Here is a 26,570-nt window from a genome sequence, read left to right as displayed (position 1 = left end):
GGCGCCGCTCCCGGTCCGGTCGGGACCGGGAGCGGCGCCCCGCGTGCATGGACAGGCCGTCAGTTGAGCGGACTTGGGAACCCGTGCCCGGGTGGCTCCCTGGGGAGGGCGCCGCGTGACCGATACTGGACGGGTTATGGAAACCGTCATTCTTGCCGTAGTCATCGCCCTGGTCGTGATCCTCGCGGCCGGCGGGCTGGTGGTGGGCAGCCGCCGCAGGAAGCAGCTGCCCCCCGCACCGCCCACCGAGACCCCGACGATCACCGCGCCCCCCGCCGAACCCCATGTCGGCGATGAGGCCGAGGAACCGCGGGACGAACCCCGCCGGACCATCGAAGAGGTCGAGCTCCCCGACTCGGACGGGGCCGCGGGCCCGGGCGTCCTCGTCGAGGAGCCCCCCGCCGCCGTCGAGATCGAGCTGCCCGAGCCGACCGCGGGCCGCCTGGTGCGCCTGCGCTCCCGGCTCTCCCGCTCGCAGAACGCGCTCGGCAAGGGGCTGCTGACCCTTCTCTCCCGTGAGCACCTGGATGAGGACACCTGGGAGGAGATCGAGGACACCCTGCTCACCGCGGACGTCGGTGTCGCCCCCACCCAGGAGCTGGTCGAGCGGCTGCGCACCCGCGTGCGGGTGATCGGCACCCGGACCCCCGCGGAGCTGCGCACGCTGCTGCGCGAGGAGTTGCTGAACCTCGTCGGCACGGACTTCGACCGCACCCTGCGTACCGAAGGCAAGCCCAACGCGGACGGGGCGGACCAGCCGGCCGTGCTGATGGTCGTCGGTGTCAACGGGACCGGCAAGACCACCACCACCGGCAAGCTCGCCCGTGTGCTGGTCGCCGACGGCCGCAGCGTCGTCCTCGGTGCCGCCGACACCTTCCGTGCCGCCGCCGCGGACCAGCTGCAGACCTGGGGCGAGAGGGTCGGCGCCCGCACGGTGCGCGGGCCCGAGGGGGGCGACCCCGCGTCGGTCGCCTTCGACGCGGTCAAGGAGGGCATCGCCGAGAGCGCGGACGTCGTGCTCATCGACACCGCCGGCCGTCTGCACACCAAGACCGGCCTCATGGACGAACTGGGCAAGGTCAAGCGCGTCGTGGAGAAGCACGGCCCGGTGGACGAGGTCCTGCTCGTACTCGACGCCACCACCGGCCAGAACGGCCTGGTGCAGGCCCGCGTCTTCGCCGAGGTCGTCGACATCACCGGCATCGTGCTGACCAAGCTCGACGGCACCGCCAAGGGCGGCATCGTCGTGGCGGTCCAGCGCGAGCTGGGCGTGCCCGTCAAGCTCATCGGCCTGGGCGAGGGCGCGGACGACCTGGCCCCCTTCGAGGCCGAGGCGTTCGTGGACGCGCTGATCGGTTCCTAGTCCCGGTACGCACGCACCAAGGTGCATGAGTAAGGGGCGCACTCCCAGGGGTGCGCCCCTTACTCATGCACTGGCGGGACCCGGTGCGGCGGCCGGCTCAGGCGTAGGCGCGGTCGCGGTGGCAGACGTACGCCAGGGTGCCGAGCAGCAGGCGCGCCTCGGGGGGCTGCTGGGCGGCGTCCAGGGCCGGCGGCCGCAGCCACCGGACGGGGCCCAGGCCGCCGAGGTCGGAGGGCGGCGCGGTGATGTCGTCGCCGAGCCCGAGGCAGCGCAGATCGAGGTCCGCGTCGTCCCAGCCCATGCGGTAGAGCAGGTGCGGCAGCTCCACGGCGGCGCCCGGTGCGACGAAGAACTGCGCCCGGCCGTCCGGGGTGGCGACGACCGGTCCGAGGCGCAGTCCCATGCGCTCCAGGCGCACCAAGGCGCGTACGCCGGATCGTTCCGCCACTTCGATCACGTCGAAGGTGCGTCCCACGGGCAGCATGAGCGCCGCACCCGGCACCCGCTCCCATGCGGCCACGGCCTCCTCCAGCGTGGCCCCGGCCGGCACCTCGCCGGCGAAGTCCAGCCGGTGCGCCCCCGGGGCCTTGCAGCCCGGGTCCCCGCAGGAGCACGGCCCGCCCCCGCGTGTGGCACGCGCACCCGGCGCCACCGCCCAGCCGCACAACCCCGTGTACTCCGCCACGGTGGTGCACGCCGAGGCGTGCGTGCGGCGGCGCGCGCCGGAGCGGATGTGTCGCATCTCCCGCATGCTGCCGATCGTGAAGCCCATGACACCCCCAACGGGTCGCAGTTGCCGATGGTTACGCCCGTGCCTGATCGTCCTGTGTCAAGTGAAGCGCGCCGGGTGCGCACGTAGTTCATTCGATGGGGTGGCGAATGGTGGCGTTTCTGCAAGAGGGTCGCCGGATGGGTGATCGTAGGATTACTTTCGGTTGGGAAGCCCCGGGGAGTATGCGGGCCGGTGGGTATGCCGGCGGCAAGGCTCGTAGCACACTGAGCACTTGGGGCCTGAGCCAGGCAACGGGTCCACGCCCTCAGCGGTGTTGGGCGACGGAATGGGGGCATGTCGGTGGGCGGCACACAGGACAAGCAGCCCAACGCGCAGTTGACCTCGTGGTTTGTGCGCAGCGGCTGGTCCAAGGGCGAACTCGCGCGTCAGGTGAACCGCAGGGCGCGGCAGATGGGCGCGCTGCACGTCAGCACGGACACCTCCCGGGTGCGCCGCTGGCTCGACGGCGAGCAGCCGCGTGAGCCCATTCCGCGCATCCTCTCGGAGCTGTTCTCCGAACGCTTCGGCTGCGTCGTTCCGGTGGAGGACCTGGGGCTGCGCCCCGCCCACCAGCCGCCCGCCGCCACCGGGGTCGACCTGCCGTGGGCCGGCCCGCAGACCGTCCAGCTGATCAACGAGTTCTCGCGCAGCGACCTCATGCTGGGCCGCCGCGGATTCCTCGGCACCTCCCTGATGCTCTCCGCCGGCCCGTCCCTCGTGGAGCCGATGCAGCGCTGGCTGGTTCCCGTCCCCGCGCACGGCGGCGGCCCCCAGCCGCCCCCGCCCCGCGAGTCCGGTGACCGCCGGCCGAAGCTCTCCGGCCCCGAGCTGGAACTGCTGGAGGCCACCACGGTGATGTTCCGCCAGTGGGACAACCAGTGCGGTGGCGGCCTGCGCCGCAAGGCCGTCGTAGGCCAGCTGCACGAGGTCACCGACCTGCTCCAGGAGCCGCACCCGCAGGCCGTCGCCCGCAGGCTCTACCGGGTCACCGCGGAACTGGCCGCGCTCGCCGGCTGGATGTCCTACGACGTCGGTCTGCACCCCACCGCCCAGAAGTACCTGGTCCTCGCGCTGCACTCCGCCAAGGAGGCCGACGACCAGCCGCTGGGCGCGTTCATCCTGTCGAGCATGAGCCGTCAGATGATCCACCTGGACCGGCCCGACGACGCACTGGAACTCATCCATCTGGCGCAGTACGGCAGCCGCGGCACCGCGACCGCCACCACCCAGGCGATGCTGCACGCGGTGGAGGCCCGCGCTTACGCCACCATGGGCCAGGTCAACAAGTGCCACCGGGCCGTGCGCATGGCCGAGGACGCCTTCTCCGACTCCTCCGCCTCCGAGGACCCGGACTGGATCAGCTTCTTCAACGAGGCCGAGCTCAACGCCGAGAACGCCCACTCCTACCGCGACCTGGCCTACGTGGCCGGCCGTAGTCCCGCGTACGCCTCACTCGCGCATCCGGTCATGCAGAAGGCCGTCGACCTGTTCGCCGGCGACAGCGTCCATCAGCGCGCCTATGCCCTCAATCTGATCGGCATGGCGACGGTGCACCTGCTGGAGAAGGAACCCGAGCAGGCGGCACGCCTCACCGTGCAGGCCATCGACGTCGCCCGGCACGTGCGCTCCGAACGGGTCAACACCCGCATCCGGAAAACCGCCGACTCCGCCCTGCGCCACTACGGCCATGTGGCCGAGGTCGCCCAGCTCACCGAACGGCTCGCCTCCGCCCTCCCCGAGGCCGCCGCAACGGCCTGATCCAGCCACCACCGCAAGAACTCCGGCCGCGGCCGGCCATCCCGACAGCCCGACTCGGCTCCCCCATGCCAGGTCAACCGGGTGGCCGTCCGCGGCCGGTCCGTATACAGCGTGTCGGCCCCGCTCATGGTCACGGAGCAGTCACGGCGGCTTACGCTGAGGCTGCGGTTCATCGTGACGTAACACAGCCGACTTCTTCGTCACGGCCTCGAAACACCGGGTGGCGCCCACGGAAACCCGCCTGGGACAACCTCATGGCGAAAACCGGCCCACAGCCCACTTCCCGCACGGGCCGTCCGGATGACGAGGAGACGCCGATGGCAGCAGGCATCTTGACGCTTGCCGCAGATACGCCCAAGTTGGACAGCGGCAGCACGGCGTTCATGCTGTTGAGCGCCGCACTCGTGCTCGTGATGACCCCCGCCCTCGCCTTCTTCTACGGCGGCATGGTGCGGGTCAAGAGCGTGCTGAACATGCTGATGATGAGCTTCATCGCCATTGGCATCGTGACGGTGCTCTGGACGCTCTACGGCTTCACTCTGGCCTTCGACTCCGGCAACGCCTTCATCGGCGGCCTCGACTGGGCCGGCATGCGGAACATCGGGATCTCCCAGCTGTGGGACGGCTACACCATCCCGGTCTACGTCTTCGCCGTCTTCCAGATGATGTTCGCGATCATCACCCCCGCGCTGATCAGCGGTGCGCTCGCGGACCGGGTGAAGTTCGTCGCCTGGTCGCTGTTCGTCGCGCTGTGGGTCACGATCGTGTACTTCCCGGTCGCCCACATGGTCTGGGCGTCCGACGGCTTCCTCTACACCCGCGGCGTGATCGACTTCGCCGGCGGCACGGCGGTGCACATCAACGCCGGTGCGGCGGCGCTCGGCGTGATCCTCGTCATCCGCAAGCGCGTGGGCTTCAAGAAGGACCCGTTCCGGCCGCACAACCTGCCGCTGGTCATGCTCGGCGCCGGTCTGCTGTGGTTCGGCTGGTTCGGCTTCAACGCCGGCTCCTGGCTCGCCTCGGACGGCGTCGCCGCCGTGGCCTTCACCAACACCCAGGTCGCCACCGCCGCCGCCATGCTGGGCTGGCTCGCCTACGAGCGGATCAAGCACGGCTCCTTCACCACCCTGGGCGCGGCCTCCGGCGCGGTCGCCGGCCTGGTGGCCATCACCCCGGCCTGCGGCTCGGTCAGCCCGCTCGGCGCCATCGCGGTCGGTGTCATCGCCGGTGTGGCCTGCGCCGCCGCGGTCGGCCTGAAGTACAAGTTCGGTTTCGACGACTCCCTCGACGTGATCGGCGTCCACATGGTCGGCGGCATCGTCGGCTCCCTGCTGATCGGCTTCCTCGCCACCGGCGGCGTCGGCCAGACCGCCAAGGGCGTCTTCTACGGCGGCGGTTTCGACCAGCTGTGGAAGCAGTTCCTCGGTGTCGGTGTGGTCCTCGCCTACTCCCTGATCGCGTCGGCGGTCCTTGCCAAGCTCATCGATCTGGTGATCGGATTCACGGTGAGCGAGGACACCGAGGTCGCGGGCATCGACCAGGCCGAGCACGCGGAGACCGGCTACGACTTCGCGGGTGTGGCCAGTGCCGCGCGCTCCGTTCTCTCCTCCGTGGACAGCAGCAGTGGCACCGGGTCCGGCGCCTCTTCGAAGAAGGTGGATGCGTGAAGCTCATCACGGCAGTTGTGAAGCCGCACCGGCTGGACGAGATCAAAGAGGCGCTCCAGGCCTTCGGCGTCCAGGGTCTGACGGTCACCGAGGCGAGCGGCTACGGCCGGCAGCGGGGTCACACCGAGGTCTACCGGGGCGCCGAGTACACCGTCGACCTCGTCCCGAAGATCCGCATCGAGGTGCTCGTCGAGGACAGCGACGCCGACCAGGTCATCGACGTCATCGTCAAGGCGGCCCGCACCGGCAAGATCGGTGACGGCAAGGTCTGGAGCCTGCCGGTCGACGCGGCGGTCCGGGTCCGCACCGGCGAGCGCGGGCCGGACGCACTCTGAGACAGCGCGGGGCGCGGCCGGATCTCGGCCGCGCCCCTTTCGCACGGCGACGGGAGACAGCGTGACGGAGAGCGTCGAGGCCAAGCCCGGCGACAACACCCCGGAGGGCTATGCCGCCGCCCGGCTGGCGCTGCTGAACGACGACGGTCCCTCCGGACCGTCGCGCCGCAAGGCGCTGGCCGACATCACCGACCGCTGGCTGGCGGCGCTCGCCCATGGCGCGGCCGCCCGGGCCGGCGCCGGCACCTGGGCCCTGGTCGCCGTCGGCGGCTACGGCAGGGCCGAGCTCTCCCCCCGCAGCGACCTCGACCTGCTGCTCCTGCACGACGGCTCCGGCAAGGCCGCCACCGTCGCGTCCCTCGCGGACGGCGTCTGGTACCCCGTGTGGGACCTGGGCGTCGCCCTCGACCACTCCGTCCGCACCCCCGCCGAGGCGCGCAGGACCGCGGCCGAGGACCTCAAGGTCCAGCTCGGCCTGCTCGACGCCCGCCACCTCGCGGGCGACGCCGCTCTCACCGCGTCCCTGCGCACCGCCGTCCTCGCCGACTGGCGCAACCAGGCCCCGAAGCGGCTGCCAGGGCTCCACGAGCTCTGCCTGGAGCGTGCCGAACGCCAGGGCGAGCTGTCCTACCTCCTCGAACCCGATCTCAAGGAGGCCCGCGGCGGCCTGCGCGACGCCACCGCACTGCGCGCCGTGGCCGCCTCCTGGCTGGCCGACGCGCCCCGCGAGGGCCTGGAGGACGCCCGCACCCGTCTGCTCGACGCCCGCGACGCCCTCCACCTCGTCACCGGCCGTGCCACCGACCGCCTCGCCCTCCAGGAGCAGGACCAGGTCGCCGCCGCGCTCGGCCTGCTCGACGCCGACACCCTGCTCCGCCAGGTGTACGAGTCGGCCCGCACCGTCTCCTACGCCTTCGACGTCACCTGGCGCGAGGTCGGCCGGGTCCTGCGCTCACGGCAGGCGCGACCCCGCCGGCGCGGCCTGCTCGGCCTCGGCCGCCCCGAGCAGAGCGCGGCCGCCGCCGAGCGCACCCCGCTCGCCGAGGGCGTCGTGGAACACGAGGGCGAAGCCGTTCTCGCCCGTACGGTCCGGCCGGAGCGCGATCCGGCGCTGCCGCTGCGCGCCGCCGCGGCCGCCGCGCAGAACGGCCTGCCGCTGTCCCTGCACGCGGTCCGCCGGCTCGGCGTCGCCCAGGCGGCCCGCCCACTGCCGGTGCCGTGGCCCGCGGAGGCCCGCGAGCAGCTGGTGACCCTGCTGGGGGCGGGGGAGTCCACCGTCCCGGTGTGGGAGGCGCTGGAGGCCGAGGGCATGATCACCCGGCTGATCCCGGACTGGGAGCGGGTGCGCTGCCGTCCGCAGCGCAATGCCGTGCACATCTGGACCGTCGACCGGCACCTGATCGAATGCGCTGTGCGCGCCTCCCGGCTCACCCGCCGGGTCGGCCGCCCCGACCTGCTGCTCATCGCGGCCCTGTTGCACGACATCGGCAAGGGCTGGCCCGGTGACCACTCCGAAGCGGGCGAGGTCATCACGCGCGACGTCGCGGCCCGCTTCGGTTTCGGCCGAGCCGACGTCGCGACGCTGGCCCTGCTCGTCCGCCACCACCTGCTGCTGATCGAGACCGCGACCCGCCGCGACCTGGACGACCCCGTCACCGTCCAGGGCGTCGCCGAGGCCGTGCGCGACACCGAGACCCTGGAGTTGCTGCACGCGCTCACCGAGGCGGACGCGCTGGCCACCGGCCCCGCGGCCTGGAGCACCTGGCGGGCCTCTCTGGTCGCCGACCTGGTCAAGCGGGTCGCCTCCGTGCTGGCGAGCGGCGAGGTGCCCGAACCCGCGGCTCCCGAGACCACCGCGGAGGAGGAGCGGCTGGCGGTCGAGGCCGCCCGTACCCGCGGCCCGGTGATCGCGCTGCACGCCCACGCCGAGCCCGGCCCGGAGGACGTCTCCCGGGCGGCCGCGGCGGACGACGAGCCGGAGCCGGTCGGCGTCGAACTGCTGCTCGCCGTGCCGGACCGCCCGGGGCTGCTGGCCGCCGCCGCCGGCGTCCTCGCCCTGCACCGGCTCACCGTCCGGGCCGCCGACCTGCGCGCGGTCGACCCCATCGGCGAGGGTCCGGTCACCCTGCTGCGCTGGCGGGTGGCCGCCGAGTACGGCTCCCTGCCCGAGGCGGCCCGGCTGCGCAACGACTTCGCCCGCGCTTTCGCGGGCTCGCTGGACATCGGGACCCGGCTCGCCGAGCGCGAGTCGGCGTATCCCCGGCGGCGCGGCGTGACCCCGCCCCCGCCGCGGGTCACCGTCGCGCCCGGCACCTCCAAGGCGGCGACCGTCATCGAGGTCCGCGCCCACGACGCCCCGGGCCTTCTGCACCGGATCGGCCGCGCCCTGGAGACGGCGGGCGTCAATGTGCGCTCCGCCCGCATCAGCACGCTCGGCGCCAACGCGGTGGACGCGTTCTACGTCACCGACGGCAACGGCGATCCGCTTCCCGACGTACGCGCGGCCGAGATCGCCGACCAGGTGGAGCGGGCACTGCGCTGACGCCGTGGAGACCTTTCACGGGCCGGGCGGATACCCTGGAAGGCGACCAACCTCCCGCCCCCGACCTGAGGATCCGCGACCGACGTGTTCGACACCCTTTCCGACCGCCTCGCAGCGACATTCAAGAACCTCCGGGGCAAGGGCCGCCTCTCCGAGGCCGACATCGACGCCACGGCGCGCGAGATCCGCATCGCGCTGCTGGAGGCGGACGTCGCCCTGCCGGTGGTCCGCGCGTTCATCAAGCAGGTCAAGGAGAGGGGCGCGGGTGCCGAGGTCTCGCAGGCGCTGAACCCGGCCCAGCAGATCATCAAGATCGTCAACGAGGAGCTGGTCGGCATCCTCGGTGGCGAGACCCGCCGCCTGCGGTTCGCCAAGCAGCCGCCGACCGTGATCATGCTCGCGGGCCTGCAGGGCGCCGGCAAGACCACGCTGGCCGGAAAGCTCGGCCTGTGGCTGAAGAGCCAGGGCCACGCCCCGCTGCTCGTCGCGGCCGACCTCCAGCGTCCCAACGCCGTCAACCAGCTCCAGGTCGTCGGTGAGCGGGCCGGGGTCGCCGTCTTCGCCCCGGAGCCGGGCAACGGCGTGGGCGACCCGGTGCAGGTGGCCAAGGACTCCATCGAGCACGCCCGGGGCAAGCAGTACGACGTCGTCGTCGTCGACACCGCGGGCCGTCTCGGCATCGACGCCGACATGATGCAGCAGGCCGCGGACATCCGCGACGCCGTGCAGCCGGACGAGATCCTCTTCGTCGTCGACGCCATGATCGGCCAGGACGCGGTCAACACCGCGGAGGCCTTCCGCGACGGCGTCGGCTTCGACGGCGTGGTGCTGTCCAAGCTCGACGGCGACGCGCGCGGTGGTGCCGCGCTGTCGATCGCGCAGGTCACCGGCCGCCAGATCATGTTCGCCTCCAACGGCGAGAAGCTGGACGAGTTCGACACCTTCCACCCCGACCGGATGGCCTCACGCATCCTCGGTATGGGTGACGTCCTCAGCCTGATCGAGAAGGCCGAGCAGACCTTCAGCCAGGCCGAGGCCCAGAAGATGGCCGAGAAGCTGGCCAAGGGTCCCAAGGAGTTCACCCTCGACGACTTCCTCCAGCAGATGGAGCAGGTCCGCAAGATGGGCTCGATCTCCAAGCTGCTCGGCATGCTGCCGGGCATGGCCCAGATCAAGGACCAGATCAACAACCTCGACGAGCGCGACGTGGACCGCACCGCCGCGATCATCAAGTCGATGACCCCGGGCGAGCGCCAGGACCCGATGATCATCAACGGTTCCCGCAGGGCCCGCATCGCCCGCGGTTCCGGTGTCGACGTCAGCGCGGTCAAGGGCCTGGTCGAGCGGTTCTTCGAGGCCCGCAAGATGATGTCCCGGATGGCCCAGGGCGGTATCCCGGGCCTCCCCGGCATGCCGGGGATGGGCGGCGGCCGCCAGAAGAAGCAGCAGAAGAAGGCCAAGGGCAAGCGCCAGAGCGGCAACCCGCTGAAGCGCGCCGAGGACGCCAAGGCCGAGGCCGCCCGCCGCGAGCAGCAGGCGGGCAATGCCTTCGGTGCCCCGCAGGATCAGGACAACCAGTTCGAACTGCCCGACGAGTTCAAGAAGTTCATGGGCTGAGTCCTTCGCCCGTGCCATGCCGGAGGCGCCCCCCGTGACGGGGGCGCCTTCGTCGCAGGGGCATGATGGACGCATGCGCGTTCACATCCGCCCTCCGGAATTCGTCGACGCCCCCGCGTACCGCGAGGCCGTCCTCCGCTCGGCCGAACACGTGGGCCAGTGGAATCCCGTCGAGCCGGACGGCCTGCCGGAGCTGCTGCGCCGCCAGGGGCCGGTGCTGCGGACCTTTCTGGTCATCGACGAGGAGACCGGCGAGATCGCCGGGAAGTGCAACGTGGCCAACATCGCCCTGGGCCGCTTCCGCAACGCCTCGCTCGGCTACGACAGCTACATGCCCTTCGCCGGCACGGGCCGGATGACCGAGGGCCTGCGTCTGGTGGTGGACCGCTGCTTCACGGTGGAGCCGCGCGGACTGGGCCTGCACCGGCTGGAGATCAACGTCCAGCCGGAGAACGAGCGCTCGGTCGCCATGGCCAAGCGGCTCGGCTTCCGGCACGAGGGCTTCTCGCCCCGGATGCTCTACCTGAACGATGCCTGGCGGGACCACGAGCGCTTCGCGCTGACCGCCGAGGAGTGGCCCGGGGCCTGAGGGGCGCACTCGGGCGGCTGTCCGTATGGTGCCCATATGGCCAATTCGGTACCGCCCCGGAAGAACCCGGGCGACCCGTGGCGGGCGGAGGGAGCACCGTCGTCACCGCCCACCCGGCGACGGCGCAGGCTGGGCGGCTGGGGCGGGATGATCCTGGCCGCGGTCGCCGTGTTCCTGATCACCGACCTGGTGCTGTCGCTGGTCGCCGGTGCACGCCCGGTCACGATCTCGTACTCCGAGTTCGGCCGGCAGCTCGCCGCGAACAACATCTCGAAGATCTACTCCAAGGGCGACGCCATCGAGGGCCAGCTCAGGGAGGCCGTTCCCGCGCCCAAGGGCTCGGGGGACAAGACGTACACCCAGTTCAAGACGCAGCGTCCGGTCTTCGCCAAGGACGACCTGTGGGGCACGCTGACGAAGAACAAGGTCACCGTCACCGCGGAGCCCGTCGTCCAGCAGCGCGGCATCCTGTACAACATCGCGTTGTCGCTGGCGCCGGTGCTGCTGCTGGTCCTGCTGTGGCTCTTCGTCGCGCGGCGGATGAGCCGGCTGACCGGCGGGGGAGGCCTCGGCGGGCTCGGCGGCTTCGGCCGCAAGACGCCTGTGCCGATCCGGCCCGACGAGGGCCGCCGCACCACGTTCGAGGACGTCGCCGGCATCGACGAGGTCGAGGCGGAACTGAACGAGGTCGTGGACTTCCTCAAGCGGCCCGACGCCTACCGGGCGCTGGGTGCGCGCATGCCGCGCGGCGTCCTGCTCGCGGGACCGCCAGGAACCGGAAAGACGCTGCTGGCGCGGGCCGTCGCGGGCGAGGCCGACGTGCCGTTCTTCTCCGCCTCGGCGTCGGAGTTCATCGAGATGATCGTGGGCGTGGGCGCCGGCCGGGTGCGCGAGCTGTTCGCGGAGGCCCGCAAGGTCGCCCCCGCGATCATCTTCATCGACGAGATCGACACCATCGGCCGTGCCCGCGGCGCCGCCGGCGGGCTCGGCGGCCACGACGAGCGCGAGCAGACCCTGAACCAGATCCTCACCGAGATGGACGGCTTCTCCGGCTCCGAGGGTGTCGTCGTCATCGCCGCCACCAACCGACCCGACGTCCTCGACCCCGCCCTCACCCGGCCCGGCCGCTTCGACCGCACGGTGCACGTCAGTCCGCCCGACCGCACCGGCCGCGAGGCGATCCTCCGCATCCACCTGCGCGAGGTCCCGCTCCAGGACGACATCAACCTCACCCGGATCGCCCGTGCGACCCCCGGCATGACGGGCGCGGAACTCGCCAACCTCGCCAACGAGGCCGCCCTGCTCGCCGTCAAGCGCGGCAAGAAGGCGGTTGGGCAGAGAGAGTTGTCCGACGCCTTGGAGAAGGTGCAGCTCGGTGCCGCGCGACCGCTCGTGCTCTCCCCCGAGGAACGGCGCCGCACGGCGTACCACGAGTCGGGCCACGCCCTGCTCGGCATGCTGCAACCGGGCGCCGACCCGGTACGCAAGATCACCATCGTGCCCCGCGGCCGCGCCCTGGGCGTCACCCTGTCCACGCCCGACTCCGACCGCTACGCCTACAGCGAGGAGTACCTGCGCGGCCGCATCATCGGCGCCCTCGGCGGCATGGCCGCCGAGCACATCGTCTTCGGGGTGATCACCACCGGCGCCGAGAACGACCTCGAGCAGGTCACCAACCTCGTGCGCGGCATGGTCGGCCGATGGGGGATGAGCGACCGGGTCGGGCCGCTGTCGGCGATCCCGGCCGACGCCCAGCAGCCGTACGGGCTGTCCGCGGCCCCGTCCACCCTCGACGTGGTCGACGCGGAGATGCGCCGCATCGTCGACGAGTGCTACGGCACCGCCTGCCGCCTCCTGGAGCAGCACCGCGGGCAACTGGACTCGCTGGCCGAACGGCTGCTGGAGGCGGAGACGCTGGAAGAGGGCGAGGCCTACGCGGCCGCCGGCATCCCCCGGCTGGAGAAGCCGGCCGGGAACCTCGGGGACTAGCCCCGTGTTGTCCCGATGTGCGGCCGGCCCAAAGGCTCCGGGGCCGGGATGGCTCGTGCAGGCGGCGTGGCGAGCCGGGCTCGAACTTCGGTCAGACCCGCGCCACCAGGTAGCGGAAGACGTTCTCCATCCGCACGGTGCCGTCCGCGCGCCGGTACGGGTGCAGTGCCTCCCGCAGTTCCTTGCGGACCTGGTCGCCGTCCGTGGCGGCCGCCGCCGCGTCGAAGAGCCCGGTGGAGACCAGGCCGCGGACCGCGCTGTCCATGTCGGGATAGCCGAACGGGCAGGACACCCGGCCCGAGCCGTCGGCGCGGAGCCCTGCCTCGCGGGCCATGTCCTCGAGGTCGTCCCGGCCGCTGAGACGGGTCTCCACGGCGGCGCCACGCGGCTCGGCGAGGCGTGCGGCGACCCGCAGCACCCGTCCCGTCGCGCACCGCTCGGGCGGACCCCAGCCGGCCAGGACGACGGGGCTGCCGCGCTCGGCGAGGGCGGCCGCCGCGCGCAGCGCCGGCACCAGGGACGACGGCAGCGCCGCCGGGTCGAACGCGGTGATCACCGTGAACGGCGGCGCGCCGGGGGCGGCAGCCGCCTCCGGTCCGCCGGACACGAGCCGGGTGCGGCCGCGGGAGGGTGCGGGGACGCCCCATTGCGGGGCCGGCAGGAGGCGTTGCCTGGCGAGCGTCAACCGGTGGTCGTCGGGGTCGCAACCGGTGACGGTGGCCCCCCGGGCGGCGGCCATGAGCAGCGCGAGCCCGGAACCGCAGCCGACGCCCAGTAGGCGCGTGGCGGTGCCGACGCCCAGGCGCTCGTGCACGGCTTCGTAGAGCGGGACGAGCATCCGCTCCTGGATCTCGGCCCAGTCCCGCGCCCTGCCGTCGGCCCGGTGGATGCGTGGGTGTGCGAGCGTAGGTGTCATAGATCGCCCCTTCAGCCGCGTCGCGGGTCTCGCTGAAAGCTTTCCTCGTACGCTCCCCCGTTACGCCGTGCATGTTCACGGTTACGCGGTGCATGCCCCCTAGGTCAGCCAACTCCCCTTCCGGGCCGTAGTCCAGAGGTTTGAAGGCGAAGATTGAGCCGAACCCGCCGCGGGCGCGCGCCCCCGTCGATTCACGTCCGGCGGCGGCGGACCCGTACCATCTGCGGCATGGCAAAGGCTCCCGTACTCACGCCCCAGGCGGACGACTTCCCGCGCTGGTACCAGGACCTGATCAACAAGGCCGAGCTGGCCGACAACGGACCGGTGCGCGGCACCATGGTCATCCGGCCGTACGGGTACTCGCTGTGGGAGCGGATGCAGGCGGAGATGGACGCGCGGATCAAGGAGGCGGGCGCGCAGAACGCGTACTTCCCGCTCTTCATCCCGCAGTCCTACCTGACCCGGGAGGCCGAGCACGTCGAGGGCTTCGCCCCGGAGCTGGCCGTGGTCACCCACGGCGGCGGCAAGGAGCTGGAGGAGCCGGTCGTCGTCCGGCCCACCTCCGAGACCATCGTCAACGAGTACTTCTCCAAGTGGGTGCAGAGCTACCGCGACCTGCCCCTGCTCATCAACCAGTGGGCGAACGTGGTCCGTTGGGAGATGCGCTCGCGGCTGTTCCTCCGCACGAGCGAATTCCTCTGGCAGGAGGGCCACACCGCCCACGCCACGTTCGAGGACGCGCGCGACTACGCGGCGATGATCCACCGTGACGTCTACGGCGACTTCATGACCGGCATCCTCGGCATCGACGTCCTGCTCGGCCGCAAGACCGCCCGCGAGCGCTTCGCCGGCGCCATCAACACCCTCACCCTCGAAGGCATGATGGCCGACGGCAAGGCGCTGCAGCTGGGCACCAGCCATGAGCTGGGCACCAACTTCGCCAAGGCCTTCAACACCTCCTACCTGTCCAGGGAAGGACAGCAGGAGCTGGTCTGGCAGACCTCCTGGGGCACGTCGACCCGCATGGTCGGCGGCCTGATCATGTCCCACGGCGACGACAACGGACTGCGCGTGCCGCCGCGACTGGCACCCGTACAGGCCGTCGTGCTGGCGATCAAGGGCGACGACGAGGTCGTGGCCAAGGTCCGTGAGATCGGAGACCGGCTCAAGGCCGCGGGCATCCGCGTGCAGGTGGACGTGCGCACCGACACCCCCTTCGGCCGTCGCGCCGTGGACTGGGAGCTCAAGGGCGTGCCCGTCCGCGTCGAGGTCGGCCCGCGCGACCTGGAGAACGGCACCGCGATGCTGGCCCGCCGTATCCCCGGCGGCAAGGAGCCGGTGGCCATCGACGAGCTCACCACGCTGATCCCCAAGGCGCTGGAGGAGGACCAGGCCACGCTGCTGCGCCAGTCCCGCGAGCGCCGCGAGTCGCGCACCGTGGACGTCGCGACCATCGGCGAGGCCGCCGAGGCCGCGGCCACCGGCTGGGCCCGCATTCCGTGGTCCGACCTGGGCCCGGAGGGCGAGGCAAAGCTCGCCGAGCAGGGCGTGTCCGTGCGCTGCCTGCTCACCGAGGACGGGACGGTGCCGGATTCGGACGACGCGCCGGGTACCGTGGCGGTCGTCGCGCGGGCATACTGACCGTCAGGTGACTGAAAAGCGACGTACGTAATCGGCAGTACGTCCTTGCTTGAGGCGGGTGCGTGACTTCTCCACTGTTCTCCGCACCCGCCCTCAGCCGTACTCATCATCCTGAACTGACTAGTACGTGCAAAATATTTGGGATGGCCCGGTATCGGAACACCGGGCGCCCCCGGCTCGTTGTCACGACGTGAGCACGACACCACCAGTCCTCGCCGCCGAGCTGGCAGTCGCATGGGCCGACATTCAACGGCACCACCCCGAGCTGCCCGATCTGGCCGCCCCCGAGTCCCTGATCGGAGAGTCCTCGTCCGCGTGCGGTACGGAGCTCTCCTTCGAGCGCCTGCTGCACGAGGCCGTCCACGGAGTCGCCGCCGCCCGCGGCGTCCGGGACACCTCGCGGGCCGGCCGCTACCACAACCGTCGGTTCCTGGCCATCGCCGATGAACTCGGCCTGGACCACTCCGAGGAGCCGCATCCCAGTAGCGGCTTCTCCCTGGTCCAGATGCGCCCCGACACCAAGAAGCGCTACCGGACGACGATCGACCGGCTGCAGCGTGCCCTCAGAGCGCACACCGCGGCGACCACCGACGACACCGCCCGCAGCTTCCGCGGGCCCGCGGCCCGGCACGGGTCCTCGGGTGGCGGCGTACGGGTGAAGGCAGTCTGCGACTGCGGGCGCAATGTCCGGGTCGTGCCGTCCGTGCTCGCGCAGGCGCCGATCGTCTGCGGGGCGTGCGGGACGCCGTTCCGGATCCCGGAGACCGCGGCGGTCGCCTGAGGCGGCCGCCCGCGGCTGCGGGTGCGGGAAAGCGCCGCCGGGGCCGCTCCCGGCGTTCGGCGTCATGCCCGCCGTATGGCACAATGGTCAGCTGAGCACTCGGCAGCCGTGCAGGACCCCTCTCTCCTTCGGCTGACGCGTCCGTCGGGCTTCCGCCTCCACAACCCCACGTGGTGGTCCGGTGTGCCCAACCCACGTCAACACCAGGAGAACCCACTCCCGTGGCAGTCAAGATCAAGCTGAAGCGTCTGGGCAAGATCCGTTCGCCTCACTACCGCATCGTCGTCGCCGACTCCCGGACCCGCCGTGACGGCCGGGCCATCGAGGAGATCGGCCTGTACCACCCGGTTCAGAACCCGTCGCGCATCGAGGTCGACGCGGAGCGCGCGGCGTACTGGCTGGGTGTCGGCGCGCAGCCGACCGAGCCCGTGCTCGCGATTCTGAAGAAGACCGGCGACTGGCAGAAGTACAAGGGCGAGCCGGCTCCGGCCCCGCTCCTTGTCGCCGAGCCCAAGGCCGACCACCGGGCCCTCTTCGAGGCTGCCGCCAAGGACGCCGGCGACGGGCCCAAGGGTGAGGCCATCACCCAGAAGGCCAAGAAGTCCGACAAGAAGGACGAGGCCGCCGAGGCGGCCGAGTCGACCGAGGCCTGATCGTGCTCGAGGAGGCCCTCGAACACCTGGTCAAGGGCATCGTCGACAATCCCGACGACGTGCAGGTCGCCGAGCGCACCCTGCGTCGTGGGAAGGTCCTGGAGGTCCGGGTGCACCCCGATGACCTCGGCAAGGTGATCGGCCGCAACGGCCGTACCGCCCGTGCCCTGCGCACCGTTGTGGGCGCGATCGGCGGACGTGGTGTCCGCGTCGACCTCGTCGACGTCGACCAGGTTCGCTGAGAAACGAAGTACCGGCACGGGCCGGGGGAGGCGTCACCGCCACCCCCGGCCCGAGCCGTATCCGACAGGCAACGCACAGGAGCGCGAACAAGTGCAGCTGGTAGTGGGACGCATCGGCCGCGCCCATGGCATCAAGGGCGAGGTCTCGGTGGACGTACGCACCGACGAGCCGGAGTTGCGGCTCGCCCCGGGCGCCGTGCTGGCCACGGACCCGGCCTCGGCCGGACCGCTCACGATCGAGACCGGCCGCGTGCACAGCGGCCGGTTGATGGTGCGCTTCGCGGGCGTCAAGGACCGCACCGGCGCCGAGGCGCTGCGCAACATCCTGCTGATCGCCGAGATCGACCCGGAGGAGCGTCCTGAGGACCCCGAGGAGTTCTACGACCACCAGTTGATCGACCTCGACGTGGTGACCGTCGACGGGACCGAGGTCGGGCGCATCACCGAGATCTCCCACCTGCCCTTCCACGACCTGCTCGTCGTGGAACGGCCGGACGGCACCGAGGTCATGGTGCCCTTCGTCGGCGAGATCGTGCCCGAGATCGACCTGGAGCAGCAGCGGGCGGTCATCGACCCGCCGCCGGGCCTGCTCGACGAGGCCGAGGCCGAGACCGCCGGCAGCGGCGGCAAGGGCGACGGCGAGGGCGGGACGGAGCCGGCGTAATGCGCATCGACGTCGTCACGATCTTCCCGGAGTACCTGGAGCCGCTGAACGTCTCGCTGGTCGGCAAGGCCAGGACGCGCGGGCAACTGGACGTCCGCGTCCACGACCTGCGCGAGTACACCCACGACCGGCACAACACGGTCGACGACACCCCTTACGGCGGCGGCCCGGGGATGGTCATGAAGCCCGAGCCGTGGGGCGAGGCGCTGGACGCCGTCCTGGCGTCGGGCGAGGGTTCGCCGGTATTCGTCGTGCCGACCCCCAGTGGCCGTCCCTTCACCCAGGAACTCGCGGTCGAGCTGTCGGAGCAGCCCTGGCTGGTGTTCACCCCGGCGCGCTACGAGGGCATCGACCGGCGCGTCATCGACGAGTACGGTGACCGGCTCGACGTGCGCGAGGTCTCCATCGGCGACTACGTGCTGGCCGGCGGCGAGGCTCCGGTGCTGGTCATGGTCGAGGCGATCGCCCGGCTGCTGCCGGGCGTGCTGGGCAACGCCGAGTCCCACCGCGACGACTCCTTCGCCCCCGGCGCGATGTCCGACCTGCTGGAGGGCCCCGTCTACACCAAGCCGCCGGTCTGGCGGGACCGCGGTGTGCCGGACCTGCTGCTCAGCGGCCACCACGGCAAGGTCGCCCGCTGGCGCCGCGACGAGGCATTCCGCCGCACCTCCGCGCACCGCCCCGATCTGATCGAGCGCTGCGACCCGGCGGCGCTGGACAAGCACGACCGGGCGATCCTCGCGGCCCTCGGCTGGGCCCCGCGCGAGGACGGCCGATTTTGGCGAGCCCCGGAAGCCGTGGAAGAATAGGCGGCTGCCGCTCCGTCCGCCGCGCGCCCCTGCCACAGGGGGACACGACGCCCGTCCGACGCGGTGGCACTCATCACCATCACTATGTCCGCCGATGACCTGTGGCATGGGCGAAGAAAGCAGACACACATGTCCCACGTGCTCGACACCGTCGACGCCGCGTCGCTGCGCAGCGACCTCCCCGGCTTCCGCCCGGGCGACACCGTCAACGTCCACGTCCGCGTGATCGAGGGCAACCGCTCGCGTATCCAGCAGTTCAAGGGCGTTGTCATCCGCCGTCAGGGTTCCGGCGTCCGTGAGACCTTCACGGTCCGCAAGGTCTCCTTCAGCGTCGGCGTCGAGCGTACCTTCCCGGTGCACAGCCCGATCTTCGAGAAGATCGAGCTCGTGACCCGCGGCGACGTCCGTCGCGCGAAGCTGTACTACCTCCGTGAGCTGCGCGGCAAGGCCGCGAAGATCAAGGAGAAGCGCGACAACTGAGTCCGCCCGGGCATATGCGGGGCCGTATAGGCTCTGCGCTCGATGGACACCGAGGTACCTCTTCCGGAGCGCGACCGCGCAGATCCAGCCCCAGGGCGGGATGAGCGGTCGCGCTTCGGCGTACGTACACAGCGGTATGCGCTCCTCGTCGTGGCGTTCGCCGCCGTGATCGCCGTGGTCAACACCTTCGTGGCGCAGCCCTTCGAGATTCCCAGCGGGTCGATGGAGAACACCTTGCGATCCGGGGACCGGGTGCTGGTCAACAAACTGGCGTACCGTTTCGGCGGCGTCCCGGCCCGGGGCGACGTCGTGGTGTTCGACGGCGAGGGATCGTTCGTGCAGGAATCCGGCCGGACCGACTACATCAAGCGTGTGATCGGCATCGGCGGGGACCGGGTGACCTGCTGCGACCGACAGGGCAGGATCACCGTCAACGGCCGTCCGCTGGACGAGACCTATCTTTATCCCGGCGACACACCGTCACGGGTAGCGTTCGACATCGAGGTTGCTGAGGGGAGGCTGTGGGTGATGGGCGACCACCGTGCCGACAGCCGGGATTCCCGCGACCATCTCGGTGACCCCGGAGGCGGAACGGTCCCGGTGGACAAGGTGATCGGCAGGGCCGAGATCACCATGTGGCCGCTGAGCCGGCGACGGTCGCTGGACGGCGCCCATGGGTAGCCGGGGACGGCCGGGAGAGAGCCGGCCCATCCGTGCGGCGTACCTGGACGACGAGCTGGAGGCCGCGGGCCCGCGCAGGAGCGGTGGGCGCGCCGAGCGACGCAGGCTGGCCCGGAAGGTCAAGCGCAAACGCCGGCGCTCCGCAGCCAGGGAGATACCGCTGCTCATCGGTGTCGCGCTGCTGATTGCACTGGTGCTGAAGACCTTCCTGCTCCAGGCGTTCGTCATCCCGTCCGGATCGATGGAGCAGACGATCCGCATCGGGGACCGCGTGGTCGTCGACAAGTTCACCCCCTGGTTCGGCGCCAAGCCGCACCGCGGGGACGTGGTCGTCTTCAAGGACCCCGGCAACTGGCTTGACGGCGAGCAGGCCCAGAGCGGCCAGGACCCCGTGGGGGTCAAGCAGATCAAGGAGTTCTTCACCTTCATCGGCCTGCTGCCGTCCGCGGACGAGCAGGACCTGATCAAGCGGGTCGTCGCGGTCGGCGGCGACACGGTGAAGTGCTGCGGCAAGGACGGCCGGGTCACGGTCAACGGCACGCCGCTCGACGAGCCGTACATCTATCCGGGCAATCCGCCCTCGGACATTAAATTCACGGTCAAGGTTCCGCCGGGCCGACTGTTCGTCATGGGCGACCACCGCTCCAATTCCGCGGACTCCCGGTTCCATTTGAAGGACGCCGGCGACGGCACTGTGCCCGAGAGCCTGGTCGTCGGCCGTGCGTTCGCCGTGGCCTGGCCCCTGGGCCACTGGTCCGGACTGAAGGAACCGACGACCTTCTCCACCGTCGCCGCACCGGCTCTGTCTGGCGCGTCTGCCGCCACTGTGGGCAATAGGGTGGCAACATCCAACAATCGGCAAGGAATGATTGCGCTCCCGCCTCCTGCGGAACTCCCGCTCGTTATGGGAGTCGTGGGCCTGCGCCGCATCCGGCGCGGGCGGCAGCCTGGAGTGAGGAGTGGACGTGGGGGACCTGGTGGTCGGCGCAAGGTCCGGACGCGAAGAGCCGGAAGATCGGGGTCCCTCGGATGGCTCGAACGGCGCGGACGCGGTGAGGCCCGGCGACGGCGCGCGCACGGACTCCGGCTCGGGCGGCTCCTCCGACGAGGCGGATGACACGACGGAGGGCGACGGCGGCCCACCGCAGAAGCAGCGCTCGTTCTGGAAGGAACTGCCGCTGCTCATCGTGATCGCCCTGGTGCTCGCGCTGCTCATCAAGACGTTTCTGGTGCAGGCGTTCTCCATTCCGTCCGCATCGATGGAGAACACGCTGCAGGAGGGCGACCGGGTCCTCGTCGACAAACTGACGCCCTGGTTCGGCTCGGAGCCCGAGCGCGGCGAGGTCGTGGTCTTCCATGACCCGGGCGGCTGGCTCGGCGAGACCGCGCCGGTCGACACCAACCCGGTCACCTCGGCGATCCAGAAGGTCCTCAGCTTCGTCGGCCTCATGCCCTCGGCCGAGGAGAAGGATCTGATCAAGCGGGTCATCGCGGTCGGCGGCGACACCGTGGAGTGCCAGGGCACGGGCCCGGTCAAGGTGAACGGCAAGGCGCTGAACGAGCCGTACATCTACCCGGGGAACACCCCTTGTGGCGACCGCCCCTTCGGTCCGATCAAGGTCCCCAAGGACCGGATCTGGGTGATGGGCGACCACCGTCAGGACTCCCTGGACTCGCGGTACCACCAGGACCTGCCGGGCAACGGCACGGTCTCCACCGACGAGGTCGTCGGCCGGGCGTTCGTCGTGGCCTGGCCGATCGGGCGCTGGTCGACCCTGCCGATCCCCAGCACCTTCGACCAGCCGGGCATCAGCGCGGCCGCCGCCGCGGGGCTGCCCGCCGCGGCCGGTGTCGCGGGCGCGGTGCCGCTGGTGCTGCTCCGGCGGCGCCGGCTGATCAACCAGGTGAAGTGACGGGGCTGCCCCGGATCCGTACCGCCGGGTAGGGTGCGGTCGCATGAGCACAGGCACACGCACGGGCACGCGTACGACAACGGGCGGCACGCGCGGGACGGGCGGTGAGGGCGGCGGACGGGCCGGAGGGATACTCTCCGGGCTGGCCGTCGCCCTCGGCTCCGTCCTCTTCCTCGGCGGTTTCGTCTGGGGCGCGATCCTCTACCAGCCCTACACCGTCCCGACCGGGTCGATGACCCCGACCGTGGACGCCGGGGACCGGATCCTCGCCCAGCGCATCGACGGCTCCGAAGTCCGCCGCGGCGACATCGTGGTCTTCAACGACTCGCTGTGGGGCGACGTCCCCATGGTCAAGCGGGTCGTGGCGGTCGGCGGCGACAAGGTGGCCTGCTGCGACAAGCAGGGGCGGCTGACGGTCAACGGCAAGCCGATCGACGAGCCGTATCTGCTCGACACCAAGGCGCCGGCCTCGCCGACCGGCTTCTCCGCCACAGTGCCCAAGGGCAACCTCTTCATGATGGGCGACAACCGCGCCACGTCCGAGGACTCCCGGGTCCGGCTCACCGACTCCGACGACGGTTCCGTGCCGCGCAGCGCGGTGAACGCACGCGCCGACGCCATCGCCTGGCCCGGGGGCCGCGCGGGCATGCTGGAGCGCCCCTCGGCCTTCGCCGGCCTGGCCGGAGCCGGACCCTCCGCTCCGGGACCGCTGGAGGCGGTCGTGGCGGCCGTGGTGGGCGGTGCCGCGCTCATCCTCTGCGGTGCCGCGTACGGTCCTGTGGCCCGTGTGGTGGGCCGTCGGCGGACGGCGCGCTGACCATGGCGCGACGGCGTGCGGCGCGGGTGATCCTGCTCGATCCCTCCGACCGGATCCTGCTGCTGCACGGCTACGAGCCGGACGACCCGTCGGTGACCTGGTGGTTCACCCCGGGCGGCGGGGTCGAGCAGGACGAGAGCCTGGAGGACGCGGCGCGGCGCGAACTCGCCGAGGAGACCGGCATCACGGGTGTGAAGCTCGGGCCGGTGCTCTGGGAGCGTTCGTGCGCGTTCGACTTCGACGGGCGGCGCTGGGAGCAGGACGAGTGGTATTTCCTCGCCCGTACAGATGACACCCGATTCCATACCGCCGGATTGACGGAATTGGAGCAGCGCAGCGTCACGGGCCTGCGATGGTGGACCTGTGAAGAACTTCTCGGCACGCGTGAGACGGTGTATCCGACCAGACTCGCCGGACTGCTGGGCGCACTGCTGGACGAAGGACCCCCACTGTCCCCGATCCACCTGGGGACGGAGCGTGACTGACGCACAATGGGGGGACGTACGGCTGAAGGGGAACATGCCATGAGTGCCGAGGACCTCGAGAAGTACGAGACCGAGATGGAGCTCAAGCTCTACCGGGAGTACCGGGATGTCGTCGGCCTGTTCAAGTACGTGATCGAGACCGAGCGTCGCTTCTACCTCACCAATGACTACGAGATGCAGGTGCACTCGGTACAGGGTGAGGTCTTCTTCGAAGTGTCGATGGCCGATGCGTGGGTGTGGGACATGTACCGTCCGGCGCGTTTCGTCAAGCAGGTGCGGGTGCTCACGTTCAAGGACGTGAACATCGAGGAGCTCAACAAGGCCGATCTGGACCTTCCCTCGGACGACTCCGGATTCAACGGCTGAGCCGTCCGGCGCGGCGGCGCGGCCCGGCCGGACGCGTCCCGCCCCTCCGGGAAAGTTATCCACAGGGCCCGCCAAGATCATCTTTCGGGCGCCACCTCCGTCACAGTGAGTGACGGAGGTGGTGTGACATGAACGCCCGAGGAGCGATCGGACGGTACGGCGAGGAAGTGGCGGCGCGATCCCTGGCGGCAGCCGGGATGACCGTGCTGGAGCGCAACTGGCGCTGCCGGCACCGCGAGCGCCACGGCGAGATCGACATCGTGGCGGCCGACGGTGACGCCGTGGTCGTGTGCGAGGTCAAAGCGCGGACGGAGGGCGGCCGCGAGCATCCGATGGCCGCGGTCACCGCACGCAAGGCCGAACGGCTGCGGCGGCTGGCCGAGTGCTGGCTCTCCGACCACGGCGGCCCGCCGCCGGGCGGGGTCCGCATCGACGTGGTCGGCGTGACCCTGCCCGAGCGGGGCGCCGCCCGGGTCGAGCACGTTCGGGGGGCCGCCTGATGGGATTCGCCCGAACGTGTTCGGTGGCGCTGCTCGGTGTGGAGGGCGTCGTCGTCGAGGTCCAGGCCGACCTGGAACCAGGCGTGGCGGCGTTCACGCTGGTGGGGCTGCCCGACAAGAGCCTGAGCGAGAGCCGTGACCGGGTCCGTGCGGCCCTCGTCAACAGCGGGGAGACCTGGCCGCAGAAGAAGCTCACCGTAGGCCTCAGCCCCGCCTCCGTCCCCAAGGGCGGCAGCGGCTTCGACCTGGCCGTCGCATGCGCCGTGCTGGCCGCCAACGAGCGTGTCGCCCCCAAGGACATCGCCGACCTGATGATGATCGGGGAACTGGGACTCGACGGCCGCGTCAGGCCCGTGCGCGGGGTCCTTCCGGCCGTCCTGGCCGCCGCCGAAGCCGGCTACCGGCACGTGGTGGTGCCCGAGCGGACGGTGGCGGAAGCCTCGCTCGTACCGGGCGTCAGCGTGCTCGGGGTGCGCAGCCTGCGGCAGTTGATCGCACTCCTCAACGACGAACTGGCCCCCGAGGAGCCCGAGGACCCGGGTGAGGGGCGTCCTGACCCCATGCTGGCGGGCCTCGTCCTGCCCGGCGCGGGACAGGGCACGGGGCTCTCCGACACCGGGACACCCGATCTCGCCGACGTCGCCGGACAGGGCGCGGCACGCACCGCCCTGGAAGTGGCGGCGGCCGGCGGCCATCACCTCTACCTCAAGGGGCCGCCCGGCGCCGGCAAGACCATGCTCGCGGAACGCCTGCCCGGACTCCTGCCTCCGCTGACGCGGCAGGAGTCGGTCGAGGTCTCCGCGGTGCACTCGGTCGCGGGCATCCTGCCCCCGGGCAGGCCACTGGTCGAGGAGCCGCCCTACTGCGCCCCGCACCATTCGGCGACGATGCAGTCCCTCGTCGGCGGCGGCAACGCCCTGCCGCGCCCCGGCGCAGTTTCGCTGTCCCACCAGGGTGTGCTCTTCCTCGACGAGGCACCCGAATTCAGCGGCCAGGCGCTCGACGCACTGCGTCAGCCGCTGGAGTCCGGCCACGTCGTCATCGCCCGTGCCGCCGGCGTCGTACGCCTTCCGGCGCGCTTCCTGCTCGTCCTGGCCGCCAATCCCTGCCCCTGCGGGCGGTACGGCTCACCCGGCGGTATGTGCGACTGCACGCCCAGCATGGTCCGCCGCTACCAGGGGAGGCTGTCCGGGCCCCTGCTGGACCGGGTCGACCTGCGCGTCGATGTCGAGGCGGTCAGCCGCTCCGAGCTGATGGGCAGCACCGCCGGGTCCGAGAGCACGCACACGGTCGCTGAGCGGGTGCGTGGGGCCAGGGAACGGGCCGCCGCGCGGTACGCGGGCACTCCCTGGCGGATCAACAGCCAGATCCCCGGCCATGAGTTGCGGACCCGCTGGGCCGCCACCCCGGGCGCCCTGCGCGCTGTCGAGCGGGACATGGAGCGCGGGCTGCTCACCGCCCGCGGCCTCGACCGTGTGCTCCGGGTCGCCTGGACCGTCGCCGACCTGGCCGGCCGCGACAGGCCCGACGGCGTCGACATGGAACGCGCACTGGAACTGCGCACCGGAGTCCGCCGCGTCCTGGCGACGGCGTCCACGACGACGGGGGGCCGATGATGGCCGGCGCGCTCTTCGGCGACGACGACACGCTCGGCGAACCCGGCCCCGGGGACGAGTCGCCCCCGACGGACGAGGAACGCCTTGCCCGGGCCGCACTCACATGCGTGGCCGACCCCGGCGACGTGATCGCCGGACGCTGGCTGCGCGAGCTCGGCCCCGTCGAGACGCTCCGGGCGCTCAGGACGGGCGACGCACTGCCCGGTGCGAGCGAGCGGCGGTGGGCGGGCTACAGCCTGCGGGCGGCGCGTGTCGATCCGGTGCGGGACCTGGCCGCGGTGCGGGCACTCGGCGGGCGGTTCGTGTGCCCGGGGGACCCGGACTGGCCGAGCCAGCTGGACGACCTCGAAGACGAGCGGCCGTTCGGGCTCTGGACACGGGGGCGGCCTTCCCTGCGGATGTGGGCGCTGCGCTCGGTCGCCGTCGTCGGCGCCCGCGCGTGCACGGAGTACGGCTCCCACATGGCGTCCACGCTCGCCGCGGAGCTCGCCGAGTCGGGGTGGGTCGTCGTGTCCGGGGCCGCGTACGGCATCGACGGCGCGGCGCACCGCGGGGCGCTGTCCGTCAGGGGTGCGACGGTGGGGGTCGTCGCGTGCGGGGTGGACGTGGCCTACCCGGCCGGTCATGCCGAGTTGATCGGACGCATCGCCGAACAGGGACTCCTCGTCAGTGAATTGCCGCCCGCCTCGCATCCGACGCGGGCCCGGTTCGTGCTCCGCAATCGTGTGATCGCGGCGCTGACGCGGGGCACGGTGGTGGTCGAGGCCCAGTACCGCAGTGGCTCCCTGATCACCGCCCGCCGCTCGCGTGAGCTGGGACGTTTCGTGATGGGGGTGCCCGGTCCCTGCACGTCGACGCTGTCGCAGGGGGTGCATGAACTGCTGCGCGCGGGCGGCATGCTGGTGACCGGCGCGGCCGATGTGGCCGATCTCGTCGGCCGGATCGGTCAGGACCTCGCGCCGGAGCGCCGTGGGGCCCTCCTGCCGCGCGACCTGCTGCCGGCGGAGACCGCGCGGGTTCTGGAGGCACTGCCGGGCGGCCGGGCGGGCGCCGAGTGCGCGGCGATCGCGGCGGCCGCCGCCAGTACCCCCGACGAGACGCTCGACCGCCTCCTTGAGCTGCACGTTCTCGGCTTTGTGGAACGTGACGGCCCGCGCTGGAAGTTGGCGGAAAACCATCTGAAGGAGGGGTCCGCGCCGACACGCTCCACCGGTGAACACCCCATCAGGTGACAAGACGGTTCTTGACCTGGGACCTCCGGGATGGCGAGGTTGTCTCGACGCCGAATCGTCGCGTTCCGCGACCTCGCCGTCACGCTACGCTCAAGGAGGTCCGAGTCCCGTCCGCCCCGCAGGTCACAGCAGAACGGCTCAA

25 protein-coding genes and 1 pseudogene are annotated in these 26,570 nt (G+C 71.5%); 24 read left to right on the top strand and 2 right to left on the bottom strand.

Translation table 11 applies throughout. The features are described 5' to 3' along the window. Positions 1–136 precede the first annotated feature (136 nt). The gene (gene ftsY / locus RV983_RS11520) at positions 137–1,363 is read left to right on the top strand and encodes a signal recognition particle-docking protein FtsY (RefSeq protein ID WP_475985706.1); all 1,227 of its coding nucleotides are present in this window, start codon (positions 137–139) and stop codon (positions 1,361–1,363) included. A gap of 97 nt (positions 1,364–1,460) precedes the next feature. Here the strand turns inward: ftsY and RV983_RS11515 are convergent, their stop codons facing one another. Then, complete coding sequence (locus RV983_RS11515) at positions 1,461–2,135, bottom strand: bifunctional DNA primase/polymerase (RefSeq protein ID WP_475985705.1); 675 nt, start codon at positions 2,133–2,135, stop codon at positions 1,461–1,463. A 294-nt stretch (positions 2,136–2,429) separates the two neighbouring features. On the opposite strand from RV983_RS11515, the gene nsdA reads away from it, so the two are divergent. The 7 genes from nsdA (at position 2,430) to ftsH (ending at position 12,632) form a co-directional block, all read left to right on the top strand. Further along, a complete protein-coding gene (nsdA, locus tag RV983_RS11510; RefSeq protein WP_475985704.1) occupies positions 2,430–3,893 on the top strand; it encodes a transcriptional repressor NsdA in 1,464 nt (487 codons plus the stop codon). Positions 3,894–4,210: 317 nt separating this feature from the next. Continuing rightward, on the top strand, positions 4,211–5,560 hold the full coding sequence (locus RV983_RS11505) for an ammonium transporter (RefSeq protein WP_475985703.1): 1,350 nt from the start codon (positions 4,211–4,213) through the stop codon (positions 5,558–5,560). Next, the gene (locus RV983_RS11500; RefSeq protein WP_475985702.1) at positions 5,557–5,895 is read left to right on the top strand and encodes a P-II family nitrogen regulator; all 339 of its coding nucleotides are present in this window, start codon (positions 5,557–5,559) and stop codon (positions 5,893–5,895) included. Before RV983_RS11505 ends, RV983_RS11500 begins: the two co-directional genes overlap by 4 nt. Positions 5,896–5,956: 61 nt before the next feature. Further along, on the top strand, positions 5,957–8,437 hold the full coding sequence (locus RV983_RS11495; protein WP_475985701.1) for a [protein-PII] uridylyltransferase: 2,481 nt from the start codon (positions 5,957–5,959) through the stop codon (positions 8,435–8,437). A gap of 84 nt (positions 8,438–8,521) precedes the next feature. Next, positions 8,522–10,054, top strand: coding sequence for a signal recognition particle protein (ffh, locus tag RV983_RS11490; RefSeq protein WP_475985700.1), 1,533 nt, complete (start codon positions 8,522–8,524; stop codon positions 10,052–10,054). A gap of 73 nt (positions 10,055–10,127) precedes the next feature. After that, a complete protein-coding gene (locus RV983_RS11485; RefSeq protein ID WP_475985699.1) occupies positions 10,128–10,643 on the top strand; it encodes a GNAT family N-acetyltransferase in 516 nt (171 codons plus the stop codon). 36 nt (positions 10,644–10,679) lie between these two features. Continuing rightward, positions 10,680–12,632, top strand: coding sequence for an ATP-dependent zinc metalloprotease FtsH (ftsH, locus tag RV983_RS11480; RefSeq protein WP_475985698.1), 1,953 nt, complete (start codon positions 10,680–10,682; stop codon positions 12,630–12,632). A gap of 91 nt (positions 12,633–12,723) precedes the next feature. Here the strand turns inward: ftsH and RV983_RS11475 are convergent, their stop codons facing one another. Then, positions 12,724–13,548, bottom strand: a complete 825-nt coding sequence (locus RV983_RS11475) for a class I SAM-dependent methyltransferase (RefSeq protein WP_475985697.1) — start codon at positions 13,546–13,548, stop codon at positions 12,724–12,726. A 228-nt stretch (positions 13,549–13,776) separates the two neighbouring features. Here RV983_RS11475 and proS point away from each other — a divergent pair, with 228 nt between their 5' ends. The 16 genes and pseudogenes from proS to dprA all read left to right on the top strand — a co-directional run bounded on the left by proS (position 13,777) and on the right by dprA (position 26,428). Further along, entirely contained in the window at positions 13,777–15,189 is a 1,413-nt protein-coding gene (gene proS, locus RV983_RS11470; protein ID WP_475985696.1) for a proline--tRNA ligase, read from the top strand. A 190-nt stretch (positions 15,190–15,379) separates the two neighbouring features. Next, entirely contained in the window at positions 15,380–15,970 is a 591-nt protein-coding gene (locus RV983_RS11465) for a hypothetical protein (protein WP_475985695.1), read from the top strand. Between the two features lie 221 nt (positions 15,971–16,191). After that, on the top strand, positions 16,192–16,623 hold the full coding sequence (gene rpsP / locus RV983_RS11460; protein WP_475985694.1) for a 30S ribosomal protein S16: 432 nt from the start codon (positions 16,192–16,194) through the stop codon (positions 16,621–16,623). Between the two features lie 2 nt (positions 16,624–16,625). Beyond that, the gene (locus tag RV983_RS11455) at positions 16,626–16,865 is read left to right on the top strand and encodes an RNA-binding protein (protein WP_319659722.1); all 240 of its coding nucleotides are present in this window, start codon (positions 16,626–16,628) and stop codon (positions 16,863–16,865) included. Between the two features lie 91 nt (positions 16,866–16,956). Beyond that, complete coding sequence (gene rimM / locus RV983_RS11450) at positions 16,957–17,529, top strand: ribosome maturation factor RimM (protein WP_475985693.1); 573 nt, start codon at positions 16,957–16,959, stop codon at positions 17,527–17,529. Then, positions 17,529–18,338 (top strand): tRNA (guanosine(37)-N1)-methyltransferase TrmD, encoded by an 810-nt coding sequence (trmD, locus tag RV983_RS11445; RefSeq protein WP_475985692.1) that lies wholly within the window; start codon positions 17,529–17,531, stop codon positions 18,336–18,338. The genes rimM and trmD overlap by 1 nt, the downstream gene beginning before the upstream one ends. A 129-nt stretch (positions 18,339–18,467) precedes the next feature. Further along, complete coding sequence (gene rplS, locus RV983_RS11440; RefSeq protein WP_475985691.1) at positions 18,468–18,818, top strand: 50S ribosomal protein L19; 351 nt, start codon at positions 18,468–18,470, stop codon at positions 18,816–18,818. A gap of 42 nt (positions 18,819–18,860) precedes the next feature. Further along, complete coding sequence (lepB, locus tag RV983_RS11435) at positions 18,861–19,499, top strand: signal peptidase I (RefSeq protein ID WP_475985690.1); 639 nt, start codon at positions 18,861–18,863, stop codon at positions 19,497–19,499. Then, positions 19,492–20,592 (top strand): annotated as a pseudogene (gene lepB / locus RV983_RS11430) (signal peptidase I); the annotation flags it as partial. The gene lepB (RV983_RS11435) and the pseudogene lepB (RV983_RS11430), both read left to right, overlap by 8 nt. Then, positions 20,474–21,412, top strand: coding sequence for a signal peptidase I (gene lepB / locus RV983_RS11425; RefSeq protein ID WP_475990288.1), 939 nt, complete (start codon positions 20,474–20,476; stop codon positions 21,410–21,412). The pseudogene lepB (RV983_RS11430) and the gene lepB (RV983_RS11425), both read left to right, overlap by 119 nt. A gap of 43 nt (positions 21,413–21,455) precedes the next feature. Continuing rightward, positions 21,456–22,229: a signal peptidase I gene (lepB, locus tag RV983_RS11420; protein WP_475985689.1), complete on the top strand. Its 774-nt coding sequence runs from the start codon at positions 21,456–21,458 to the stop codon at positions 22,227–22,229. Positions 22,230–22,231: 2 nt separating this feature from the next. Further along, positions 22,232–22,714 (top strand): NUDIX hydrolase, encoded by a 483-nt coding sequence (locus RV983_RS11415; RefSeq protein WP_475985688.1) that lies wholly within the window; start codon positions 22,232–22,234, stop codon positions 22,712–22,714. A 39-nt stretch (positions 22,715–22,753) separates the two neighbouring features. Further along, on the top strand, positions 22,754–23,080 hold the full coding sequence (locus RV983_RS11410; protein WP_018562949.1) for a DUF2469 domain-containing protein: 327 nt from the start codon (positions 22,754–22,756) through the stop codon (positions 23,078–23,080). Positions 23,081–23,208: 128 nt separating this feature from the next. Continuing rightward, on the top strand, positions 23,209–23,580 hold the full coding sequence (locus RV983_RS11405; protein WP_475985687.1) for a YraN family protein: 372 nt from the start codon (positions 23,209–23,211) through the stop codon (positions 23,578–23,580). Next, entirely contained in the window at positions 23,580–25,196 is a 1,617-nt protein-coding gene (locus RV983_RS11400; protein ID WP_475985686.1) for a YifB family Mg chelatase-like AAA ATPase, read from the top strand. The genes RV983_RS11405 and RV983_RS11400 overlap by 1 nt, the downstream gene beginning before the upstream one ends. Continuing rightward, on the top strand, positions 25,193–26,428 hold the full coding sequence (dprA, locus tag RV983_RS11395; protein ID WP_475985685.1) for a DNA-processing protein DprA: 1,236 nt from the start codon (positions 25,193–25,195) through the stop codon (positions 26,426–26,428). The genes RV983_RS11400 and dprA overlap by 4 nt, the downstream gene beginning before the upstream one ends. The last annotated feature ends 142 nt before the right edge of the window (positions 26,429–26,570 follow it).

This window comes from Streptomyces sp. RLA123, from assembly GCF_056270165.1.
This window is presented reverse-complemented; position numbering and strand designations above follow the sequence as displayed.